Annotated in this window: 18 protein-coding genes; 7 read left to right on the top strand and 11 right to left on the bottom strand. The window is 71.0% G+C overall.

From position 1 onward, the window contains the following. The first annotated feature begins 174 nt into the window (after positions 1–174). The 5 genes from ABZ396_RS08340 to ABZ396_RS08360 all read left to right on the top strand — a co-directional run bounded on the left by ABZ396_RS08340 (position 175) and on the right by ABZ396_RS08360 (position 6,495). A complete protein-coding gene (locus ABZ396_RS08340) occupies positions 175–1,620 on the top strand; it encodes an MFS transporter (protein WP_358920747.1) in 1,446 nt (481 codons plus the stop codon). Positions 1,621–1,928: 308 nt separating this feature from the next. Beyond that, positions 1,929–2,690, top strand: a complete 762-nt coding sequence (locus ABZ396_RS08345; protein WP_358920603.1) for a DeoR/GlpR family DNA-binding transcription regulator — start codon at positions 1,929–1,931, stop codon at positions 2,688–2,690. A gap of 29 nt (positions 2,691–2,719) precedes the next feature. After that, a complete protein-coding gene (gene pfkB / locus ABZ396_RS08350) occupies positions 2,720–3,667 on the top strand; it encodes a 1-phosphofructokinase (RefSeq protein ID WP_358920745.1) in 948 nt (315 codons plus the stop codon). Between the two features lie 247 nt (positions 3,668–3,914). Then, a complete protein-coding gene (locus tag ABZ396_RS08355) occupies positions 3,915–6,134 on the top strand; it encodes a fructose-specific PTS transporter subunit EIIC (RefSeq protein WP_359184133.1) in 2,220 nt (739 codons plus the stop codon). 109 nt (positions 6,135–6,243) lie between these two features. After that, positions 6,244–6,495 carry a hypothetical protein gene (locus tag ABZ396_RS08360; RefSeq protein WP_358926731.1) on the top strand — a complete coding sequence of 84 codons (252 nt, stop codon included), beginning with the start codon at positions 6,244–6,246 and terminating at the stop codon, positions 6,493–6,495. Positions 6,496–6,512: 17 nt separating this feature from the next. Here ABZ396_RS08360 and ABZ396_RS08365 read toward each other — a convergent pair whose 3' ends face one another. From ABZ396_RS08365 to ABZ396_RS08380, 4 genes are all read right to left on the bottom strand, one after another. Beyond that, entirely contained in the window at positions 6,513–7,259 is a 747-nt protein-coding gene (locus ABZ396_RS08365; protein WP_358926730.1) for a DUF6227 family protein, read from the bottom strand. 157 nt (positions 7,260–7,416) lie between these two features. Continuing rightward, the gene (locus ABZ396_RS08370; RefSeq protein WP_358926729.1) at positions 7,417–8,640 is read right to left on the bottom strand and encodes an Ig-like domain-containing protein; all 1,224 of its coding nucleotides are present in this window, start codon (positions 8,638–8,640) and stop codon (positions 7,417–7,419) included. 164 nt (positions 8,641–8,804) lie between these two features. Next, entirely contained in the window at positions 8,805–9,830 is a 1,026-nt protein-coding gene (locus ABZ396_RS08375; protein WP_358926728.1) for a P1 family peptidase, read from the bottom strand. A gap of 39 nt (positions 9,831–9,869) precedes the next feature. Next, positions 9,870–11,108 carry a low temperature requirement protein A gene (locus tag ABZ396_RS08380; RefSeq protein WP_358926727.1) on the bottom strand — a complete coding sequence of 413 codons (1,239 nt, stop codon included), beginning with the start codon at positions 11,106–11,108 and terminating at the stop codon, positions 9,870–9,872. Between the two features lie 419 nt (positions 11,109–11,527). Here ABZ396_RS08380 and ABZ396_RS08385 point away from each other — a divergent pair, with 419 nt between their 5' ends. Then, the gene (locus tag ABZ396_RS08385) at positions 11,528–11,707 is read left to right on the top strand and encodes a hypothetical protein (RefSeq protein ID WP_358926726.1); all 180 of its coding nucleotides are present in this window, start codon (positions 11,528–11,530) and stop codon (positions 11,705–11,707) included. Positions 11,708–11,783: 76 nt separating this feature from the next. Here ABZ396_RS08385 and mscL read toward each other — a convergent pair whose 3' ends face one another. From mscL to ABZ396_RS08415, 6 genes are all read right to left on the bottom strand, one after another. After that, positions 11,784–12,260 carry a large conductance mechanosensitive channel protein MscL gene (gene mscL / locus ABZ396_RS08390; protein WP_358926725.1) on the bottom strand — a complete coding sequence of 159 codons (477 nt, stop codon included), beginning with the start codon at positions 12,258–12,260 and terminating at the stop codon, positions 11,784–11,786. 138 nt (positions 12,261–12,398) lie between these two features. Continuing rightward, a complete protein-coding gene (locus ABZ396_RS08395) occupies positions 12,399–12,974 on the bottom strand; it encodes a hypothetical protein (protein ID WP_358926724.1) in 576 nt (191 codons plus the stop codon). A 176-nt stretch (positions 12,975–13,150) separates the two neighbouring features. Then, entirely contained in the window at positions 13,151–13,984 is an 834-nt protein-coding gene (locus ABZ396_RS08400) for an S-methyl-5'-thioadenosine phosphorylase (RefSeq protein ID WP_358926723.1), read from the bottom strand. 100 nt (positions 13,985–14,084) lie between these two features. After that, positions 14,085–14,420, bottom strand: coding sequence for an FmdB family zinc ribbon protein (locus ABZ396_RS08405; protein WP_358926722.1), 336 nt, complete (start codon positions 14,418–14,420; stop codon positions 14,085–14,087). A gap of 67 nt (positions 14,421–14,487) precedes the next feature. Next, the gene (locus tag ABZ396_RS08410) at positions 14,488–15,780 is read right to left on the bottom strand and encodes an MFS transporter (RefSeq protein WP_358926721.1); all 1,293 of its coding nucleotides are present in this window, start codon (positions 15,778–15,780) and stop codon (positions 14,488–14,490) included. 378 nt (positions 15,781–16,158) lie between these two features. After that, positions 16,159–17,754, bottom strand: coding sequence for a potassium/proton antiporter (locus tag ABZ396_RS08415; RefSeq protein WP_358926720.1), 1,596 nt, complete (start codon positions 17,752–17,754; stop codon positions 16,159–16,161). 185 nt (positions 17,755–17,939) lie between these two features. On the opposite strand from ABZ396_RS08415, the gene ABZ396_RS08420 reads away from it, so the two are divergent. Continuing rightward, entirely contained in the window at positions 17,940–20,699 is a 2,760-nt protein-coding gene (locus ABZ396_RS08420; RefSeq protein WP_358926719.1) for a penicillin acylase family protein, read from the top strand. A 96-nt stretch (positions 20,700–20,795) separates the two neighbouring features. On the opposite strand, the gene ABZ396_RS08425 is transcribed toward ABZ396_RS08420, so the two are convergent. Further along, positions 20,796–21,377, bottom strand: a complete 582-nt coding sequence (locus ABZ396_RS08425; protein WP_358926718.1) for a 5-formyltetrahydrofolate cyclo-ligase — start codon at positions 21,375–21,377, stop codon at positions 20,796–20,798. Between the last annotated feature and the right edge of the window lie 43 nt (positions 21,378–21,420).

The following is a 21,420-nucleotide window of genomic DNA, read 5'->3' on the forward strand; positions in this document are numbered from 1 at the left end:
GACATGACCTCCAGCGACATGACCTCCAGCGACATCAGCGCCCGGCAGGGGCGCGGGGCGCCGCACGCTCAGCCACCGCCCGCCGATGACCGACAGACCACACTCACCTCGACGGCGCTCGAATCCTCGGCCGCTTACGGCGGAGCGCACCGCTGGCTCGCCCTGGCCATCGTCATGACCGCCGCCTTCATGGACCTGGTCGACGTCACGATCGTCAACATCGCCATCCCGTCCATCCGGCGGAGCGCCCACGCCTCCTTCAGCCAGATCCAGTGGATAACCGCCGGCTATGCCCTGGCCTTCGCGGCCGGCCTGATCACCGGCGGCCGACTCGGCGACATTCACGGCCGCAAACGAGTCTTTCTCATTGGTGTCGGCGGCTTCACCCTCGCCTCGGCCCTGTGCGGCTTCGCCGCCAACCCGGAGATGCTGGTCGCCTCCCGCATCCTGCAGGGCGGCATGGCCGCGATGATGGTCCCGCAGGTCCTGTCGATCGTGCACGCCACCTTCCCGGCGCACGAACGCGGCAAGGTCTTCGGCATGTTCGGCGCGATCGTCGGCCTGGGCGCGGTCTCCGGTCCGCTGCTCGGCGCCCTCCTCACGGAGTGGAACCTCTTCGGCCTCGAATGGCGCCCGATCTTCCTCATCAACCTCCCGGTCGGCGCCGCCGCCCTCCTCCTCGGCCGTCGTTACATCAGCGAATCCAAGGCCCCGCACGCCCTGAAACTGGACCTCGTCGGTGTCGCCCTGGTCACCCTCGGCCTGCTGATGCTGCTCTACCCGCTGACCCGCGGCCGCGAGCTGGGCTGGCCGCTGTGGGGGTACGCGTCGATGGCCGGGGCGCTCGTCGTCTTCGGCGCGCTGGTGGCGTACGAACGCCGCAAGGCCGCCCGCGACAGTTCCCCGCTCATCGAACCGTCCCTGTTCAGGGTGAAGAGCTTCGCCGCGGGCATCGCCGTGCAGACCGTCTTCGGTGTCGCGCTCGGCATCTTCTTCCTGGTCTGGACGCTGTACATGCAGGTCGGCCTCGGCTGGCGCCCCCTGCACGCGGGTCTGACCGGGGTGCCGTTCTCGATCGCCGTCTCCGTCGCGGCCGGCCTGTCCGTGCAGAAACTGGTCCCGCGCTTCGGCCGCAAGGTGCTCCAGGCGGGCGCCCTGGTGATGGGCCTCGGCGTGCTGCTCTACATCTGGGAGTCCGACCGCTACGGCCTCGCCATCGCCTCCTGGCAGATGGCCCTGCCGCTGGTCGTGATGGGCGTGGGCATGGGCCTGATCGTCGCCCCGCTGACCGACGCGGTGCTGTCGGAGGTGCCGCGGGAGCACGCCGGGTCCGCCTCCGGCCTGATCAACACCGTGCAGCAGATGGGCAACGCGCTTGGCCTCGGCCTGGTCTCGGTCGTCTTCTTCGGCGTCATCGACGACCGCCTGACCCCCGCCCGGCTCGGCCCGGCCTTCGCGAACGCCTTCCAGCACGCGCTGCTCTGGGTGGCCGGCGTCATGGCCGTGATGTTCCTGCTGATGTCCGCCCTGCCGAAGCGCCCCGCGCAGCACCTGGAGGGCGCCGGCACGCGGGAGCCGCTCCCGGCGCGACCGGAGAATGAGCGCGAGCTCGTCCACTGAGCCCGCGTGAGCCCGCGTGAGTCCGCCTTGAGTCCGCGTGAGGCCGCCTGGGCGCGTGTCTGAGCGTGATCTGGCGAAGGGCCCGGCACCGGGAGGTGTCGGGCCCTTCCACATGCGCGATGCAAGTGCCCCTCGCCCCCTCTGAACAGCATCGAAGTCCGATCACGCCCGATTAAGGCCCGAACCTGTTTACTTTCTGGAAATCCGGGCGTAGCCTCCAAGCGAAACCACAAACTCGGACACGAGTCAGACGCAGTCGGACATGACCGGATATCAACCGGACGTATCTTGGAGCGGAGGCGCAGGGCATGTACGCACCGGAGCGGCAGCAGGAGATCCTCCGGCTCGCCCGTGACGGCGGCCGGGTGGATGTCGTTTCGCTCGCCGAGGAGTTCCAGGTCACGGCGGAGACGATCCGCCGCGATCTGAAGACCCTCGACCGCGCCGGCCTCGTCCGCCGGGTGCACGGCGGTGCCATCCCGGCCGGCCGCCTCGACTTCGAGCCGGACCTCGCCGAACGCGAGTCCACCTCCGCCGACGAGAAGGACCGCATCGCCAAGGCCGCTCTCTCGGAACTGCCGACCGAGGGCACCCTGATCCTCGACGCCGGTACGACGGTCGCCCGCGTCGCCGCGGCCATCCCGCTGGAGGCGTCCCTCACCGTCGTCACGCACAGCCTGCCGATCGCGGCCCGCCTCGCCGACCACCCGGGCATCCAGCTCCACCTGGTCGGGGGGCGCGTACGGCACCGCACGCGCGCCGCCGTGGACGCCTGGGCGCTCCGCGCGTACGGCGAGATCCGCGCCGACGTCCTCTTCGTCGCCGCCAACGGCTTCTCCACCGACCACGGCCTCACCACCCCCGACCTCGCCGAGGCCGCGGTCAAGCGGGCGGCCGTCGCCGCGGCCCGCCGGGTGGTCCTGCTCGCCGACTCCGTCAAACACGGCCAGGAGCACTTCGCCCGCTTCGGCGACCTGAGCGACGTGGACCTGCTGATCACCGACAGCGGGCTGAGCCCCGACGACGCCGCCGCCATCGAGCGCGGCGGCACGGAAGTAGTACGAGCATGAGCACCAAGGACAGCGCGAGCGGTACGGCCGTGATCCTCACCGTCACCCCCAATCCCTCCCTCGACCGCACCTACGAGGTCCCCTCCCTGGAGCGCGGCGAGGTCATCCGCGCCACCGGCGAACGCATGGACCCGGGCGGCAAGGGCGTGAACGTCTCACGCGCCGTCGCGGCCGCCGGCCGGCGCACGGTCGCCGTGCTGCCCCTGGGTGGTGCGCCGGGGGCGCTCGTCGCCGATCTGCTCGACGCGCAGGGCATCGAGGTGGCGCCGGTCCCGGTCACCGGAGCCACCCGCTCGAACATCGCCCTCGCGGAGTCCGACGGGGTGCTCACCAAGATCAACGCGCCGGGTCCGGAACTCTCGCGGGCGGAGCAGGAACTGCTCCTGGAGACGGTGCGCGAGCAGTCGCGTGACGCGGACTGGATCGCGTGCTGCGGGAGCCTGCCCCGGGGGCTCGCGCCGTCCTGGTACGCCGATGTGGTCGCCCGGGCGCACGCTGGGGGCGCGCGCATCGCGCTGGACACCTCGGGGCGCGCGCTGCTCGAAGCGCTGCGCGAGCGCCCGGACGTGGTGAAGCCGAACGCCGAGGAGCTCGCGGAGGCCGTCGGGCGCCCCCTGGCGACGGTCGGCGACGCGCTGAAGGCGGCCGAGGAGTTGCGCGGCATGGGCGCACGCGCCGTCCTCGCCAGCCTGGGCGCCGACGGCCAGCTCCTCGTGGAGGACACGGGCGCCTGGTTCGCGAGCGCCCGCGTGGGCACCGTCCGCAGCAACGTCGGAGCCGGCGACTCCTCCCTCGCCGGTTTCCTCATCGCCGGCGGCAGCGGCCCCGAGGCCCTCGCCTCCGCCGTCGCCCACGGCGCCGCCGCCGTCCAGCTGCCCGGCAGCGTGATGCCCACCCCCGCCGACCTGGACCCCACGGCGGTGACCGTCACCGACCGCGTCCCCGTCGACCGCGAACTGACGGAGCCGGTGTCATGAACCCTCGTACGATCCTGCACGCCGCCGCGCTTCTCCCCGGCGCCGCCCGCCGACAACCGGCCCAGGAGTGGCGAGGTCCCTCGTTACTCGCCGCGCCGACGGGCCGGCGGGGCACCCTGAGCCGCCCCACCGTCCCCGGGAGGCGGGGCTTCCCCGGCCCCGTCCCCCACCCCGCCCCCCACGGCACCCCCGTCCCCGAAACCGCCCACCCCACACCCCGGGCGATACGCGTGCATAGGAGCCCGCGATGAGCGACATGATCACCGCGGACCTGGTCGATCTCGACCTGTCCGCCGATACCAAGCAAGCGGCGGCGCGCGCCCTCGCCGAGCGCATGGTGGCCCTGGGCCGGGTGACCGACCTGGAGGACTTCCTCGCCGACGTGGCCGCCCGCGAGGCCCAGATGCCGACCGGGCTCGACGGCGGCATCGGCATCCCGCACTGCCGCAGCGCCCACGTCACCGAGCCGACGCTCGCCTTCGGACGCAGCGCCGCCGGCATCGACTTCGGCGCGGCGGACGGCCCCGCCGACCTCATCTTCCTGATCGCGGCCCCCGCCGGCGCCGACGACGCCCACCTCACGATCCTCTCCTCACTGGCGCGCCAGCTGATGAACGGCGAGTTCACGGACGCGCTGCGGTCGGTGGGCGACGCGGAGACGGCTGCGGCGCTGATCCGCGGGGACGAGACACCCGCGAAGGGCGCGGAGGCCGCTACGGGCGCCGGGGCCGTTGGGGGCGCGCAGGCGGTCGAGGGCGCCGGTAGCGCGAGCTCTGCGACCGGCGCGTCCGGCGCGGAAAGCGCCGCTGGCGCGGGCGCGGACGGTGCCGCGCGTGCCCCCGAGGGCGCCGTGAGCGCCTCCCAGGACACCGCTGCGGCGCCGGTGGCGGCCTCCGCCGGCACCGCAGCGGCCGGCACGGACGCGGGCTCGGCCACCGATGCGGGCTCGGGCTCGGGCTCGGGTCAGCGTCCCTTCCGTATCGTCGCCGTCACCTCCTGCCCCACCGGCATCGCCCACACCTACATGGCTGCCGAGTCCCTGGAGAACGCGGGCCGCGAGGCGGGCATCGAACTCGTCGTCGAGACGCAGGGCTCGGCCGGCTTCACCCGGCTCGACCCCAAGGTCATCGCGGCGGCGGACGGCGTGATCTTCGCGCACGACGTGCCCGTGCGCGACAAGGACCGCTTCGCCGGCAAGCCGACCGTCGACGTTGGAGTGAAGGCGGGCATCAACCGCCCCGCCGAACTGATCGGCGAGGTCCGTGAGAAGGCCGCCCGCGGTGAGGCGACCTCCGGCTCCGCGCCGGCCACGCCGGTCGAGCGCGCCGGGGACGCCGGCGAGGGCTACGGCACCAAGCTGCGCAAATGGCTGATGTCCGGCGTGAGTTACATGGTCCCGTTCGTCGCGGCGGGCGGTCTGCTGATCGCCATCGGTTTCGCGATCGGCGGCTACAAGATCAACAAGGCGCCGTCGGTCATGGACCACTTCGTGTGGACGCAGACGGACAGCTGGGGCGCGTTGTTCTTCCAGATCGGCGGCGTGGCGTTCGCCTTCCTCGTCCCGGTCCTGGCGGGCTACATCGCCTACGGCATGGCGGACCGGCCGGGCCTGGTCCCCGGCTTCGTCGGCGGCTCGATCTCCCTCACCATCAACGCCGGTTTCCTCGGCGGTCTGGCGGCCGGTCTGATCGCCGGTGCGGTGGTGATGGGCATCCAGAAGGTCAACATCCCAGCGGCGCTGCGCGGCATCATGCCGGTGGTGGTGATCCCGTTGATCTCCTCGGCGATCGTCGGCTTCCTGATGTTCGTGGTGATCGGCAAACCCATCGCGTCCGCCCAGAAGGGCATGACGGACTGGCTGAACGGCCTCACCGGCACCAACGCCGTCCTGCTCGGCGCCCTGCTCGGCCTGATGATGTGCTTCGACCTCGGCGGGCCGGTCAACAAGGTCGCGTACACCTTCGCCACCGCCGGTATCGCGGTCTCCAACCCCAGTGAATCCGCGATGAAGATCATGGCGGCGGTCATGGCGGCCGGCATGGTCCCGCCGCTGGCGATGGCCCTGGCCACCACCGTGCGCGGCAAGCTCTTCACCGAGACCGAACGCGAGAACGGCAAGGCCGCCTGGGTCCTTGGCGCCTCCTTCATCTCCGAGGGCGCGATCCCGTTCGCGGCCGCCGACCCGCTGCGCGTCATCCCGTCCTCGATGGTCGGCGGCGCGGTCACCGGCGCCCTGTCGATGGCCTTCGGCGCCACCCTGCGCGCCCCGCACGGCGGCATCTTCGTGGTCCCGCTGATCGGCAACCCGTTCCTCTACCTGATCGCCATCGCCGCCGGCGTCTGTGTCACCGCAGCCCTGGTCGTCATCCTGAAGGGCCTGCGCAAGCCGGCCCCGCAGACCCCGGCGGGCGCCACCGCCGCCGGCCCGGCCACCACGAAGGAGACCAAGCAGCCCGTCGCGGCCTGATCACCCGCACCCTCTTGTCCCTTTGATTCGCTGTGAGTTGTTCACGGCACCTGCGAGATACGTCACGGTCCGGGGCTAAAGTCCCGGACCGTGGTGTGTACTGGGGCGCATGCCTGAGCACGTCGCGCCCCTCCAGCTGATCGGAGTGACCGCCCTCGCCCTGGCGACCGTCGGCTGGGTGGTGGTCCTGATGCGCGTGCTGCGCCACACCCGCCGCGACGCCAACGCCTGGCACACGGCCCCCGTCCTCCCCGTCCACCCGCACCAGCTCCAGGCCGGCCCGCCACGGGAGTCCGTGGAACTCACCCCGGCGGAACGGGACGCCTTCGCCGGCCTGGTACGCCGACTCGGCGGCCGCTGAGGCGCCGCGCGGTGGGGTCAGGACCGCCGCGCTGCTCGCCGCTCCATCGCCTCACGGGCCGCGTTCTGCGTCGGGTATACCTCGCACATGTGCCGGCCGTCGGGCGTCGCCGTGTGCTCGACCTCCCACAGGGACAGCTCCCGGCCGTCACTCAGCAGGAACGCGTGCTCGTAGAGCGAGAAGATCAGGCCGCCCCGTCCCGCCTGCCCCGGCCGCCCGAACGCCTGGGTGATCTGGTGCGCGAACGCCGCCGTCAGCATCTGAGCAGTCTCCGCCCCCGGCCGGTCGGGGTTCTCCGCACGGCGCAGAAGCCGGCGCGCGTGGTCCGCCGAGTCGTCCGGCACATACGCGTGCCGGGGTTCGGGGACCGCCGCGAGCGTCATCAGCACCGGCAGCTCGAAGTCCGGGGTGTCCTGCGGCAACGGCAGCCGCGCCGTCGCCGCCCGCAGCTCCTCCTCGTCGACGTACACCTCCGCTTGCGGGTCGCTGCCCGGCGCGGTGTTGTGCACGAGCTCCCACAGGGTGACCGCCGATCCGTCGGCGAGCAGCCAGGTGTGCCGGTACGTCTCCCGGTGCAGCCCCGCGCTGTGGTGCGCGGAGTGCAGCGAACTGTCGTGCGCCAGCGCGCAGTCCAGCTGCCTTATCGCCTCGTCGGGCAGTTCGAAGGAGTTCAGGGCACGGCCGAGGAGCCGCGCGAGATGCTCCTCCGGAGACTCGGGCGACTCGGCTGGCTCGCACGCTGCCGTCTCGTACGGAACGCTCAAGGTTTCTCCCGGCGTTGCTGCATGTCACCTTGTGGGTGCATACCGTAGCTCCTCGGTCGGACATCATGTCCGGGAACCGAGAAAACGTACGCCGGAAAAACGCGCGGGCCGCGCGAAAAGTTCCCGCGCGACCCGACGATCTGTCAAAACCCGCCTGTCAGACGGCGCTTCCGGCGGTCCACTCGCTCCACGACAGGTTCCAGCCGTTGAGCCCGTTGTCCGGCTGCACGGTCTTGTCGGGAGAGTTCTTCACGATCACGACGTCCCCGATGAGGGAGTTGTCGTAGAACCACTTGGCCGTCGTGTCCCCCTGCGCGCCGTGTGCGTCCGCGAGCCCCACACAGCCGTGGCTGGTGCCCTGGCGTCCGAACGGCGGGTTGCCCTTGTTGTACCAGTAGTTGCCGTGGATGAACGTCCCCGACGACGTCAGCCGCATCGCGTGCGGCACGTCCGGGATGTCGTACTCCCCGCCCAGGCCGACCGTCTGACTGTTCATCCGGGTCTGGATGAACTTCTCGGAGATCACCATCTGCCCGTTGTACGTCGTGTGCTGCGGGCTGCCCGTCGACACCGGCACCGTCTTGAGCGTCTTGCCGTCCCGCACCACCGTCATGGTCTGCGTGTTCGCGTCGACCGTGGAGACCTGCGAACGCCCGACGGTGAAGGTCACCGTCTTCTTCTGCACCCCGTAGACGCCGTTCGCGCCCTCGACCCCGTCCAGGTCGATCTTCATCGTGACCTTGGAGCCGGCCTTCCAGTACGCCTGCGGCCGGAAGTCCAGCCGCTGCGACCCAAACCAGTGCCCCACCACCTGCTGGCCGCTGCCGGAGGTGACCGTGATGTGCGACTGCACGGCCTTCTTGTCGCTGATGACCTTGTCGAAGTTGAACGACACCGGCATCCCCGCACCGACCGTCGCCCCGTTGTCCGGCGTGTACGTCCCGATGTAACTGTTCGCCGAATTGACGGTGGTGAAGATGGAGTTGGCCGCCGCCGTGAGCCCCTTGGAATCCTTGGCGGTGACCGATATCTCGTACTTCGTGCCGCGCTCCAGCTGCCCCTTAGGCTTCCAGGTGCCGCCGTCCGCCGAGACGGTGCCGTTCACGGCCTGTCCCGACCCCGCCACGGTCATCTTCACGTCGGTCAGCTTGCCGTCGCTGACCTGCACGCCGGTCGTGTTGATGGACGCGCCGGTCGAACCGTCCTTCGCCGAGATCACGATCTTCGCGGCCGAGGTCCTGGCGGCGCCGTCCTGCCCGCCCTTGCTGTCGTTGCTCTTGGCGTTGGCGTTGCCGCCGCAGGCGGTCAGGGTGAGGGCGCCGACCATCAGGGCGGCACAGGCCCCCAGTGCGCGCCGCGCTGCAATGTCCGGCCTTGTCACGGGCTGCTCCAGGTTCTTGTGATGTGAGTGATCTGCTCCAATGCGTGGAGAAAGAGGGCGCAGGCGCGGGTTGGGGTTCCCCCGAACGGCCATGAACGCCATCACGTGACAGAACCGGGACAATCAGCGGGGCGGCCCAGAGTCGGGCGCGCCCCTCGCCGCTGTCACCGCGCCCCGTACAACTCCCCGTAGGACGGCCACACTCCGCCCGGCCCGTCCACGGACTCGGCGGCCCGTACGGCGCGCACGATGGCGCGCGTCACCAGGTCCGCGCCGGCCGCGAGGATGTCGTTCAGCGCCAGAGGGCTCTCGTCGAGCGTGCGCGCGCCCGTCGCCAGCGCGAACACCGTGTCCCCGTCGTGCAGCAGGTGCACCGGCCGCACGGCACGCGCGATCCCGTCGTGCGCCGTCCCGGCCAGCTTCTGCGCCTGCGCCTTGGAGAGGCCGGCATCGGTCGCCACCACCGCGAGTGTGGTGTTGAGCGGCGGTAGGCCGTTGTCGGAGGCGGTCTCGGCGAGCCGCCGGCCCGCGGCCTCGTGCACCCGCTCCTCGGGGTACTCCACGCGCCCCTGGAACAACTCTCCGTACAGCGCGCCCGTTTCCGGATCCATCACCGCGCCGGCGGCGTTGGCCACCACCAGCGCGGCCACCGTGATCCCCGAGTCCAGCACCGCGCTCGCGCTGCCCACCCCGCCCTTCAGCGCCCCGGCCGTGGCGCCCGTACCGGCCCCCACGCACCCCTCCCGCACCGGTGCCCCGAGCGCGCTCGCCGCGGCCTGCTCCACCGCCGCACGCCCCGTGGCCGCGTCCGGCCGGGCCCGGAAGTCACCGCCCCGCCCCAGGTCGAAGACGCAGGCGGCGGGCACCACCGGCACCACGTGCGCAGGATCCGCCCCCACCCGCACCCCGCGCCCCCGCTCCTCCAGCCAGGCCATCACCCCGGATGCCGCGTCGAGCCCGTAGGCGCTGCCGCCCGTGAGCACGATCGCCTCCACCCGCTGCACCAGGTTGCGCGGATCGAGCGCGTCCGTCTCCTTGGTGCCTGGACCGCCGCCGCGCACGTCCACCGCGGCGACCGCGCCGCCCTCGGGAGCGAGGACCACCGTGGTGCCGGTGAGCCAGCCGCCGCCGCTGCGAGTCGCGTGCCCCACCCGCAGCCCGGCCACGTCCGTCAATGCGTCAACTGTCATGACGGCCAGTCTGACCCAGTCCGCCGTGGCCCCGGAGCGTCAGGAGGCGGCCGCGGTGGCGTCCGCCGGGCGCTCGCGGCCGGCCGTGCGCGCCGTCAGGCTCGTCCCGGCCGCCACCGACAGCGCCGAAACCAGGCCCGCCGCCGGCACCGCCCACTCGTCCAGGAAGGTGCAGCAGATCACCAGCAGCGCCGCCACCGGCAGCACCAGTTGCTGGGCGATGCCGACCTTGAAGTAGCGCGAGTGCAGCGCCCACACGGTCAGCAGGTACAGCGCCGTCGGCAGGGTCACGGCCGCCGAGGCGGCCAGCGTCGAGATGTGCGCCTTGCCGACCGCCTGCTCGACGGCCACCTCCAGGCCCGCGCCGATCGACGCCGCCGAAGCGAAGATCAGGTAGTGGCCGTAACCCCACAGGAACGACTGCCTGTTGGAGCGCAGATGGCCGTGGATCGGCACCACGAAGTAGATCCACCACGCGGAGAAGACGATCAGCAGGCCGCCCGTCGCGATCGGCAGCAGCTCGCCCAGCGCGTCATGCTCGGCCACGGCCGACTTCACGGCGACGGTGGCCGCCGCGATCGTCTCCCCGAGCACGATGATCGTGAACAGTCCGTAGCGTTCGGCGATGTGGTGCGGATGCCAGGAGGTGGCGTAGTCCTTCTCCGCGTACAACGGCACACACATCTCGGCGACCGCCATCACCAGGAACACCCACGGGCGCGCGTGCTCCGGCAGCAGTACCAGACCGAGCCAGCCGACCAGGCACAGCAGCACACCGCCCGCATACCGGAGCGCCATCGTCCGCTCCGCGCCCTCGGCCGATCGCGCGGCTCTCAGCCACTGCGCGGCCATCGCCAGCCGCATGATCACGTAGCCCAGCCAGACCATCATGTAGTCGTGGTCCGTGAAGGCCTGCGAGATACCGGCCGCCAGCACCAGGACGCCGGCGATCTGGATCAGGGTGACGACCCGGTAGAGCGCGTCGTCGTTGTCGTACGCCGAGGAGAACCAGGTGAAGTTCATCCAGGCCCACCAGATGGCGAAGAACTGCATCGCGTAGTTCAGGATGCCCTCGCCGGGATGGCCCTCCGCGACGGCGCGCACCAGCTCCGCACCCGCCTGCGCGATGGCCACCACGAAACACAGGTCGAAGAAGAGCTCGAGCGGCGAGGCGACGCGGTGGGCTTCGTCGCGCCCGCGCGCGGTGAGCCGGCGCAGCGGCCGAAGGGGGTGGGATGCGCCCTGGGTGGCGGGCGCCGGAACGGAACTCGACGTCATGCGTCCAGCACAGCAGAAAAGGGCACCGAAAGCTTGTGAATGAGTTCACGAGCGTGTTCCCCAGCGGAGAGGGGTGCGGGTGCGGTCCCCTCGGGACCGCCGGCCGGACGGTGTGCACGCGGGCACGGGCGACGCCCGGGCGGGCAACGCCGGCGACCGCCTGGACGGCATCCGGGCACGGCTCGGGGGCCGTCGTGGCGCCGGGGGCCGGCTCCACGCTCTCGAACAGCCCCCTGACCTGCTCGTCCAGGAACGCGCGGAATCCGGTGAGCAGATCCGGGCCCACGAAGGACTCGGGCTCGTCGCCCTCTCCCACGGCCACGACATCTTCGGCCTCGGCCCGGTCAGGCCGGGCGGCAGGCCCGGGGCCTTCGGATGCCTCGGCCGGGCCGGAATCGTGCGGACCGTACCCTTGAGGCATGAGCACAGCCGCCCCCGAGCCCGAGCCGCGCGACCCGAAGGCCGCGCTGATCTTCGACGACCCGCTGGACCGGCAGTCGTCGGACGACACGGACCGCGGCTGGGGCGATCGCCCGGAGGGCGACTCCGCGGCCGACCTCAAGCGCTTCCTCGACGAGAAGCCGCCCCACCACATCTGAGCCGTCCGCGCCGTCGCCCGGACCCACCACCTCCGAGCGGCCCGCGCCGTCGCCCGGACCGCCCGCGGCAGCGCCGCTAGCGCTCGTTGTGCCCGGACCCGCGCTGCGCGACCAGCGCGTCGCGTATCTCCTTCAGCACCTCCAGCTCGGTCACCTCGACGACCTCGCGCGTGCCCTCCTTCGCCCTCCTGCGGGCCTCCACCCGGGCCAGGTACTTCGCCATCGGCAGGACCATCAGGAAGTACACGACCGCCGCGGTGATCACGAAGCTCAGCGTGGCTCCCAGGACGGAGCCCCACATGATCTGAATACCGCTCCTCACCGTGCCGTCCGGGTTCAGCGTGCACGGTTCCTTCAGGCACGTGCTGTAGCTGTCGAGGTTCTGGGTGCCGATCGCGCCGACCAGCGGGTTGATGAGCCCCTTCACCACCGAGTTGACGATGTTCGTGAAGGCGGCGCCGATGACCACCGCGACTGCCAGATCGACGACGTTGCCACGCATCAGGAAGGCCTTGAAGCCGTGCCAGATGCCCGGTTCCTTCTTCTCGCTCACCTCGGGGACTCTCCTCGCATGCACAGGGTGTGGAACAAAGCCCTCCGCAACCTACGTCACCGTGCGCCCATTGAGCCCAATCCGATAGCTCGAACGAGGGACTTGACAGGATTCGGCCAAGAAATCTCCCCAGGCTGTTCAGCACAACGTCACCGCCAGCCGGGCCGTGGCGCTCGCGCCGACCAGCCGTGTCGCGGCGGCACGCGGAACCGAGAGCACGACCAGCGCCCCGCTCTCCGAGGTCCCCACGACCGGCTCCGGCAACTCCGTCACGCGCACCCCGCGCGCGATCACCCGGGCGTCCCCGCCCGTCGCGGGATCCCCGGCGGCGATGACGTCCACCCGGTCGCCCGGGCGCAGCAACCGGACCGTGGCGGCGTCGGCGATCCGCACCGGCGCCGTCACCATGTCCACGGGCGGGGCGTGCCGGCGTACCGGCTGAGTGACCGGATGCTTCCGGGGCCGCTCGGCGCGCTGAGGATCCGTGGCGGCACGGGGTCCGGCCGCGACCAGCGCCGCCGCCGTGACCGCCAGGGCGGCCGCGAGGGCCCGCCCGCGGTGCTGGAACAGCCGCCCCAGCCCGTACCTTCCGCCGCGTACGCGCACCGGCTCGAAGTGCGGGACCTCACAGGTGGCGGGGGCGTCCCCGCCCAGCGGGCGCGGGACACGAAGGGGAGGAGGGAAGGCGGGAGACGAGGGTGGGGGAACGGACATGTGGATCACCACCTGCGACGAGGAATCGGCTTGCGAGGCCACGATGAGGCCTCGCGCCGAAACGCGCCGGAGCCGGTGGGCTACCCACGGGTTGTGGACAACTCCGCCACCCGAAGGAGGAGTTCCGCCCGTTTTTCCACAGGAGCCGGGCGCTCGGGACCGCCCAGCGGGCCGCGCTACGGCAGTGGGAACCCCGGGTCCATACCGCCGAGCGCGTTTGTGCACAGGCAGTCCCGTGCCGCGTTCTCCGGCAGGGCCGCCACCGCGTCGAACAGCACACCCCGCAGCCGGTCCACGTTCGCCGCGAACACCTGCAGCACCTCGTCGTGCGAGACGCCCTCACCGGTCTCGGCGCCCGCGTCCAGGTCGGTGACCAGCGTCAACGACGAGTAGCACAGTTCCAGTTCACGGGCGAGCGCCGCCTCCGGATGGCCGGTCATACCCACCACGGACCAGCCCTGCGCCTGATGCCACAGCGATTCGGCGCGGGTCGAGAAGCGCGGTCCCTCGATCACGACCAGCGTGCCCCCGTCCACCGGCTCCCAGTCCCGGCCCCGGGCCGCCTTCAGCGCCGCGGCGCGCCCCGTGGGGCAGTAGGGGTCGGCCAGGGACACGTGCACCACGTTCGGCACGGCGCCGTCGGGCAGCGGCAGCCCGTCGAAGTACGACTGCGCCCGGGACTTCGTGCGGTCCACCAACTGGTCCGGCACGAGCAGCGTGCCCGGACCGTACTCGGGGCGCAGACCGCCCACCGCGCACGGGCCCAGCACCTGGCGCACGCCGAGGGAGCGCAGCGCCCAGAGGTTGGCCCGGTAGTTGATGCGGTGCGGCGGCAGATGGTGGCCGCGTCCGTGGCGGGGCAGGAAGGCGACCCGGCGGCCGGCGATCTCACCGAGGAAGAGGGAGTCGCTGGGCGGACCGTAGGGCGTGTCGACCTGGACCTCGGTCACGTCCTCGAGGAAGGAATAGAAGCCGGAGCCGCCGATTACGCCGATCTCTGCGTTCACCATGCCCAGCACATTAGCTGGCCGCCGGAACACGCAGGAGCCGGTGCCCCGGAACACCTCGGACCCCGCCGTCGCACGACGGCGGGGTCCGGGAGGAGGAGCCTCAGGCGGCGGAGCTGCTGGCGGAGCCCGACGACGACGTCGAGCCCGTCGAGCCCGTCGAGCCCGACGAGCCCGACGAGGACGCCGACTTCGAGTCGGACGACGTGGACGACGAGCCGGAGCTCGACGGCTTCGTCGTGGGGCTGCTGCCCGACGAGGAGCCGCGGCTGTCGTTGCGGTAGAAGCCCGAGCCCTTGAAGACAATGCCGACGGCGGAGAACACCTTCTTCAGGCGGCCACCGCAGTTGGGGCACTCGGTCAGGGCGTCATCGGTGAACTTCTGCACCGCCTCGAGGCCCTCGCCGCACTCGGTGCACTGGTACTGGTAGGTCGGCACTGTCTTCCTCCTGGCACTCTCACTCGATGAGTGCTAACGACGGTCTATAGTGACGTATTCCCGAGGATCAGTCCACCGCCACCGGTACGCGGTGACCGACGCCACGTGCGACCGTACGGTTCCGGGGCCGGGTGACGAGCCGCGAGCGCAGTGCCAGAAGGGTCACCAGGGCGAGCACCGTGCCCGCCATCGGCACCAGGAACCCGGCGCCGCCCCACAGGCGGTCCTCCAGTTGTCCGGCGGCCGTGACCGCGGCCGCCTGGCCGAGCGCCACCGCACCGGTCAGCCAGGTGAACGCCTCCGTGCGGGCGCCGGCCGGGACCAGGCCCTCGACCAGCGTGTAGCCGGTGATCAGCGCGGGTGCGATGCACATCCCGACCACGAGACCGAGGCCGGCCAGGAGGAGCACGGAGTGGGACGTCCACAGCGCCGACGCGGTCAGCGCGAGCGCCGTGTAGCCGACGACCAGGCGCCGGTGCGGGGCGGCCTTCCAGGCGATCGCGCCGCAGACGATGCCCGAGAGCATGTTGCCCGCGGCGAAGGTGCCGTACAGGACGCCGTTCAGGCCGGGCTCGCCGATCGACTCGGTGAACGCGGCGAGGGAGACCTGCATGCCGCCGAAGACGGACCCGATGCCGAGGAAGGCGACGATCAGCACACGCACGCCGGGGACGCGGAGCGCGGAGACGCGCTGCACGCGCGCGTGGCCGGTGCCGGTCACCCGCGGCTGGGTGCTGTCCTGCGCCGCGAAGAGGAGACCGCCGACCAGGGTGAGCGCGGCCTCCGTGACCAGACCGGCGGCCGGGGTCACGGCGGTGCACAGGACGGTCGCGAGCAGCGGGCCGAAGACGAAGGTGAGCTCGTCCGTGACGGACTCGAAGGCGGCCGCGGTGGACATGAGGGGTGAGCCCTGGAGCTTCACGCCCCAGCGAGCGCGCACCATGGGGCCGATCTGCGGCACCGAGGCGCCGGTCGGCACGGCTGCCGCGAACAGCGCCCACAGGGGCGCGTGCGCCAGCGCGAGCGCTGTGAGGGCGAGACCTGACAGCGTGTGGACCAGCACTCCGGGAAGCAGTACCGCGCGCTGCCCGTAGCGGTCGGCGAGACGGCCGCTGTAGGGCGCGAACAGCGCCATGGAGACACCGGTGACCGCCGCGGCGGCGCCCGCGGCGCCGTACGAGCCGGTGGTGTGCTGCACCAGCAGCACGATGGAGATGGTGAGCATCGCGAACGGCTGGCGCGCCGCGAAACCGGGGAGCAGGAACGTCCAGGCGCCGCGGGTGCGCAGCAGCTTTCCGTACCCCGGGCGGGACGGCGCCGCCGAGTTCTCCGACGGCTCGGTGGTGACCGTGGATGCCACGGCCCGTGCCTTTCTGCCGCCTGGTAGCGCGCCCGTGCGGGGGCGCCGAGAGCTGTCCTCTTGCGCGGAACTGCGGTAGATACCGGTGTCCGCTGCGAAGAGCGATCCGGCCGCCATACGGTCGCGCCAGCTCTGCGTCAGGCAGAGTTGGTTCGATCAGGGTGCTTTCATCGTACAGGGCTCAACGCCTCGTACACCTGTGAAAACGGGTACCACGGCGGTCGTTCACCTGGGATTGGCGGGGGCGTGAACCGCCCGAAACGCACCCTTAACACGTGCCCCGCGACCCCCGCGCCCGCCGTCGCTCCGCACGCCCGCAGCCGCTCCGCACGCCCGCGCCGTCGCGCACGCCTGCGGCCGTCCCGCGCGCGCCCGCGTTCACCGCCCGGAGGGCGGGCCCGCGCCCGCCGTCCCGTTCGTGCTGAGCCAGCCCGCCAGCTTGCCCCCGTGCCCGACCGCGCGCAGCCGCCGCTCCGCGGCGTCGCGCACCGGGTCGGTGGCGACCACGAGGAGTTCGTCCCCGCGCCGCAGCACCGTCGTGGGCAGGGGCACAAACGATTTTCCTTCGCGGACGACCAGGGTGACGGCGGCTCCTGCGGGCAGCCGCAGCTCGTTGACCTCGACGCCGTGCATCCGGGAGCCCTCGGGGATCGAGACGGACAGCAGGTGCCCGCGCAGCCGCTCCAGGGGCGCGGACTCGATGCCGAGGTCGGCGGCCTCCGAGCCGTCGCCGAGCCGTAGCTTGCGGGCCAGCCAGGGCAGCGTCGGTCCCTGGACGAGGGTGTAGACGACGACCAGGACGAAGACGATGTTGAAGATCCGGTGGCTGGTGTCGACGCCGTTCACCATGGGGATCGTCGCCAGGATGATGGGGACGGCGCCTCGCAGGCCGGCCCAGGACATCAGGGTCTGCTCCCGCCAGGGCACGCGAAACGGCGCGAGGCTGACGAACACGCTCAGGGGCCGCGCCACCATGGTGAGCACGAGCCCGATGATCAGGGCCGGCCAGATGTCGTCGCCGAGCTCGTGCGGGGTGACCAGCAGACCCAGCAGGACGAACATGCCGATCTGGGCGATCCAGCCGAGTCCCTCGGCGAAGCCGCGCGTGGCGGGCCAGTGCGGCAGCCTGGCGTTGCCGAGCACCATGGAGGCGAGGTAGACGGCGAGGAAGCCGCTGCCGTGCGCCAGCGCGCCGGCGGCGTACGCCGTGACCGCGATGGCCATCACGGCGATCGGGTAGAGGCCGGAGGCGGGCAGCGCGACGTGCCTGAGGCCCCAGGCGCCGAGCCAGCCGACCGCGAGGCCCATGGCCGCGCCGATCGCTAGTTCCAGGGCGATCTCGCCCACCAGGACGTACCAGTGCTCGACCGGGCCCGCGGTGGAGAAGGCGACGACCAGGATGACCACCGGGGCGTCGTTGAAGCCTGACTCCGCCTCCAGCATGCCCGTCACGCGCGCGGGAAGGGGAATGCGCCGGAGCACTGAGAAGACCGCCGCCGCGTCCGTCGAGGACACCACCGCTCCGATGATGAGCGCCTGCCGCCATTCCAGCCCGACCAGATAGTGCGCGCCCGCCGCGGTGACCCCGACGCTCACGCCGACCCCGACCAGGGCCAGCACGGAAGCGGACGCCAGGACCGGTTGGACCTCCTTCCACTTCGTGCCGAGACCGCCCTCGGCCAGGATCACGACCAGGGCCGCGTATCCGATGACCTGGGTGAGCTCGGCGTTGTTGAAGTGGATGCCGCCGATGCCGTCCTGGCCCATGAGGACGCCGATCCCCAGGTACACGAGCAGGCTGGGGAGCCCGCTGCGCGAGGAGATCCGGACCGCCGCGACGGCGACGAGCAGGACCAGGGAGCAGACGAGCAGGAGCTGGTTGAGGTGGTGGACAGTCAGTGGCGATTCCCTCCCTCGGCTCGCGCGCGGGCGACGCGGAAGCTCACGTACACAAGATCCGGGGCTACGGCACACCGCACCCCAAGTACTTCGTTACCTTACCTAACTCTTGACGCTTTCTTGACGCTTCGCGAGGCAAGATCGAACGCCCCTGCCCGCCGGTTCCCGACTCCGCGTCAAGGCGCGCGGGGCCCTGCGCCTATGGTTGCTCCAGCACTCCAGGACCGCCTGCCGCTCGCGTTAGGACAGCAAGGACAGCGATGCCCCCCAACACCACCGCCACAACGGGTGACAAGCCTGGCAAGTCCGGCAGGAAGAAGGGGCGCAAAGCCCGCCTGATCGTTCTGGTGCTCGTTCTCGCCATCGTCGGAGGCATCGCCTACGGGGCGTACTGGTCGATCAGCACGGTCCGTGCGTCCTTCCCGCAGACCAAGGGCTCGCTCACGCTCAAGGGCCTCTCAGGACCCGTGACCGTGAAGCGGGACGGCAACGGAATCCCGCAGATCTACGCGTCGTCGGACGCGGACCTCTTCATGGCGCAGGGCTACGTCCAGGCGCAGGACCGGTTCTACGAGATGGACGTGCGGCGCCACATGACGTCCGGGCGCCTGTCGGAGATGTTCGGCAAGGGCCAGGTGAAGGACGACGAGTTCCTGCGCACCCTGGGCTGGGACCGGGTGGCGAAGCAGGAGTACGACACCAAGCTGTCGGACGCGACGAAGAATTACCTCCAGGCGTACGCCAAGGGAGTCAACGCCTACCTGGACGGCAAGGACGGCAAGGACATCTCCCTGGAGTACGCGGCCCTCGGCTTCGCCAACGACTACAAGCCCGAGCAGTGGACCCCCGTCGACTCGGTCTCCTGGCTGAAGGCGATGGCCTGGGACCTGCGCAGCAACATGCAGGACGAGATCGACCGCGCCCTGATGACCAGCCGCCTCGGCCCGCAGCAGATCAAGGACCTCTACCCGGACTACCCGTACAGCCGCAACAAGGCGATCGTCCAGGAGGGCCAGTACGACCAGCTCACCAAGACGTTCGAGCAGAGCGGCTCCACAAGCGGCTCCGGGACCTCGACGGGCACCAGCGGCTCCTCCACCTCATCCGCCACCGGTTCGGCGCTCACAAGCCAGCTGGCGGGCCTCTACAACGTCCTGGACAACGTCCCCACGGCCGTCGGTGTGAACGGCCAGGGCATCGGCTCCAACTCCTGGGTCGTCCAGGGCAAGTACACCATCACCGGCAAGCCGCTGCTCGCCAACGACCCGCACCTGTCGGCCTCGCTGCCGTCCGTCTGGTACCAGATGGGCCTGCACTGCACGTCGGTCTCCAGCAAGTGCCAGTACGACGTCACCGGTTACACCTTCGCAGGCATGCCCGGCGTGATAATCGGCCACAACGCCGACATCGCCTGGGGCATGACCAACTCCGGTGTCGACGTCACCGACCTCTACCTGGAGAAGCTCTCCGGCGACGGCTACCTGTACGACGGCAAGACCAAGCCCTTCACGAGCCGCGAGGAGACCATCAAGGTCGCCGGCGGCACGTCGAAGAAGATCGTCGTACGGCAGACCGCCGACGGCATGCCCCTGCTGTCCGACCGCAACGACGAACTCGTCAAGGTCGGCAAGAAGGCCTCCGTCGACACCGCCGCACCCGACCGCGGCGACGGCTACGGCGTCGCCCTGAAGTGGACCGCGCTCGAACCGGGCACCACCATGGACGCCGTCTTCGCCCTCGACAAGGCGTCCGACTGGAGCAGCTTCCGCGACGCGGCCGCCCAGTTCGACGTGCCCTCGCAGAACCTGGTCTACGCCGACACCAAGAACCACATCGGCTACACCCTGCCGGGCAGGATCCCCACACGCTCGTCGGCCGACGACGGCTCCATCCCCGCGCCGGGCTGGGACTCCAAGTATCAGTGGACCGGCTACATCAAGCAGGACGAACTGCCCTACGAGTACGACCCGAAGCGCGGCTACATCGTCACCGCCAACCAGGCCGTGGTCGACAAGGACAAGTACCCCTACACGCTCACCACGGACTGGGGCTACGGCACCCGCAGCCAGCGCATCACCGACCTGATCGAGTCGAAGATCAAGGACGGCGGCAAGATCTCCACCGACGACATGCGCCAGATGCAGCTGGACAACAGCAGTGAGATCGCCAAGCTGCTGGTGCCCAGGCTGCTGAAGATCAACCTCGACGACAAGGACGTGCGTCAAGCCCAGAAGCTCCTCGAGGGCTGGGACTACACCCAGGACGCCGACTCCGCTGCCGCCGCCTACTTCAACTCGGTCTGGCGCAACATCCTCAAGCTCGCCTTCGGCAACAAACTGCCCAAGGAACTGCGGGTCAAGGGCCAGTGTTTGTGGGTCGACAAGGTCGACAACACCGGTCCGGTCGACGACGACACCAAGGTGCGCGAGTGCGGCGAGCGCGACGCCGCCCAGGCCCAGCCGGACGGCGGCGACCGCTGGTTCGAGGTGGTCCGCACCCTCATGGACAAGCCGAACAGCGACTGGTGGAAGACGCCCGCGTCCGGCACCCGCCCCAAGGCCGACAACATGGACGAGCTGTTCGCCCGCGCCATGGTCGACGCGCGCTGGGAGCTGACCGCCAAGCTCGGCAAGGACATCGACACCTGGAGCTGGGGCCGGCTGCACCGGCTGTTCCTGAAGAACCAGACCCTGGGCACCGACGGCCCGAGCATCGTCCAGTACGTCCTCAACCGCGGCCCGTGGAAGCTCAGCGGCGGCGAGGCCACGGTCAACGCGACCGGCTGGAACGCCGCCGGCGGCTACGGCGTTGTCTGGGTCCCCTCCATGCGGATGGTCGTCAACCTCGACGACCTGGACAAATCCAAGTGGATCAACCTCACCGGATCCTCCGGCCACGCCTTCAGCGCCCACTACACCGACCAGACGAACAAGTGGGCCGACGGCGAGCTGCTCCCGTGGTCGTTCTCGGAGAAGGCGGTCGACAAGAGCACCGGCGACACGCTCGTCCTCAAGCCCTGACTCCGCGGACAGCACGCCGCTGAAACGGCCCTCCACGCGTGCGTGGTGGGCCGTTTCACATACCGCCGCCTGCCGCCGCCCCGCGCGTCCACTGCGTCAAAGGGCCGTGAACCGGCGCGCGCCCGACGGCGTCACCGCCGCCTGCACCGGCCGGTCGTGCGCCTCCGCCGGCACGCGCTCGACGACCTCCGTGTCGTACAGCAGCACCACCAGAGCCGGGCGCGCGCCCGCGCGCTCCAGACGCGCCAGTACGCGGTCGTACGACCCTCCGCCGCGCCCCAGCCGCATCCCGCGCGCGTCGACCGCGAGCCCCGGCAGCAGCACGACGTCGGCGGAGAGCACCGCGTCCGGCCCGAGGAGTTCACCGGAGGGTTCGAACAGCGCCAGCTTCCCGCCGTGTTGGACGCGCGCGAGGGAGCCCTCCCCGGCGTACGCGCCCCAGTCCAGGTCGTTGTCCGGCAGGAGCGCGGGGAGCAGGACGCGTACGCCCCGCGTGACCAGCGCGTCGAGCAGCGTGAGGGTGCCGGGCTCGCTCCCGACGGAGACGTACGCCGCCACCGTGCGTGCACGCGCCAGCTCGGGCAGTTCCAGAGCGTGCTCGGCCAGCGCGTCGGCAGACTCCCTGACGACATCCGTCGTCAACCTGTTCCTCACCTCCAGGAATTCTCGCCGAAACATTCGCTTGTCAGTCTCGCCCCCAGGCTCACCGTGCCGCACAGGT

The organism is Streptomyces sp. NPDC005866, assembly GCF_040629895.1.
Lineage (GTDB): Bacteria > Actinomycetota > Actinomycetes > Streptomycetales > Streptomycetaceae > Streptomyces.

Coding starts and splice junctions, on each gene's coding strand:
- ABZ396_RS08340 (WP_358920747.1), top strand. CDS start 175: ATGACCGCCGCCTTCATGGACCTGGTCGACGTCACGATCGTCAACATC.
- ABZ396_RS08345 (WP_358920603.1), top strand. CDS start 1,929: ATGTACGCACCGGAGCGGCAGCAGGAGATCCTCCGGCTCGCCCGTGAC.
- ABZ396_RS08355 (WP_359184133.1), top strand. CDS start 3,915: ATGAGCGACATGATCACCGCGGACCTGGTCGATCTCGACCTGTCCGCC.
- ABZ396_RS08360 (WP_358926731.1), top strand. CDS start 6,244: ATGCCTGAGCACGTCGCGCCCCTCCAGCTGATCGGAGTGACCGCCCTC.
- ABZ396_RS08375 (WP_358926728.1), bottom strand. CDS start 9,830: ATGACAGTTGACGCATTGACGGACGTGGCCGGGCTGCGGGTGGGGCAC.
- ABZ396_RS08380 (WP_358926727.1), bottom strand. CDS start 11,108: ATGACGTCGAGTTCCGTTCCGGCGCCCGCCACCCAGGGCGCATCCCAC.
- ABZ396_RS08385 (WP_358926726.1), top strand. CDS start 11,528: ATGAGCACAGCCGCCCCCGAGCCCGAGCCGCGCGACCCGAAGGCCGCG.
- ABZ396_RS08395 (WP_358926724.1), bottom strand. CDS start 12,974: ATGTCCGTTCCCCCACCCTCGTCTCCCGCCTTCCCTCCTCCCCTTCGT.
- ABZ396_RS08400 (WP_358926723.1), bottom strand. CDS start 13,984: ATGGTGAACGCAGAGATCGGCGTAATCGGCGGCTCCGGCTTCTATTCC.
- ABZ396_RS08420 (WP_358926719.1), top strand. CDS start 17,940: ATGCCCCCCAACACCACCGCCACAACGGGTGACAAGCCTGGCAAGTCC.
- ABZ396_RS08425 (WP_358926718.1), bottom strand. CDS start 21,377: ATGTTTCGGCGAGAATTCCTGGAGGTGAGGAACAGGTTGACGACGGAT.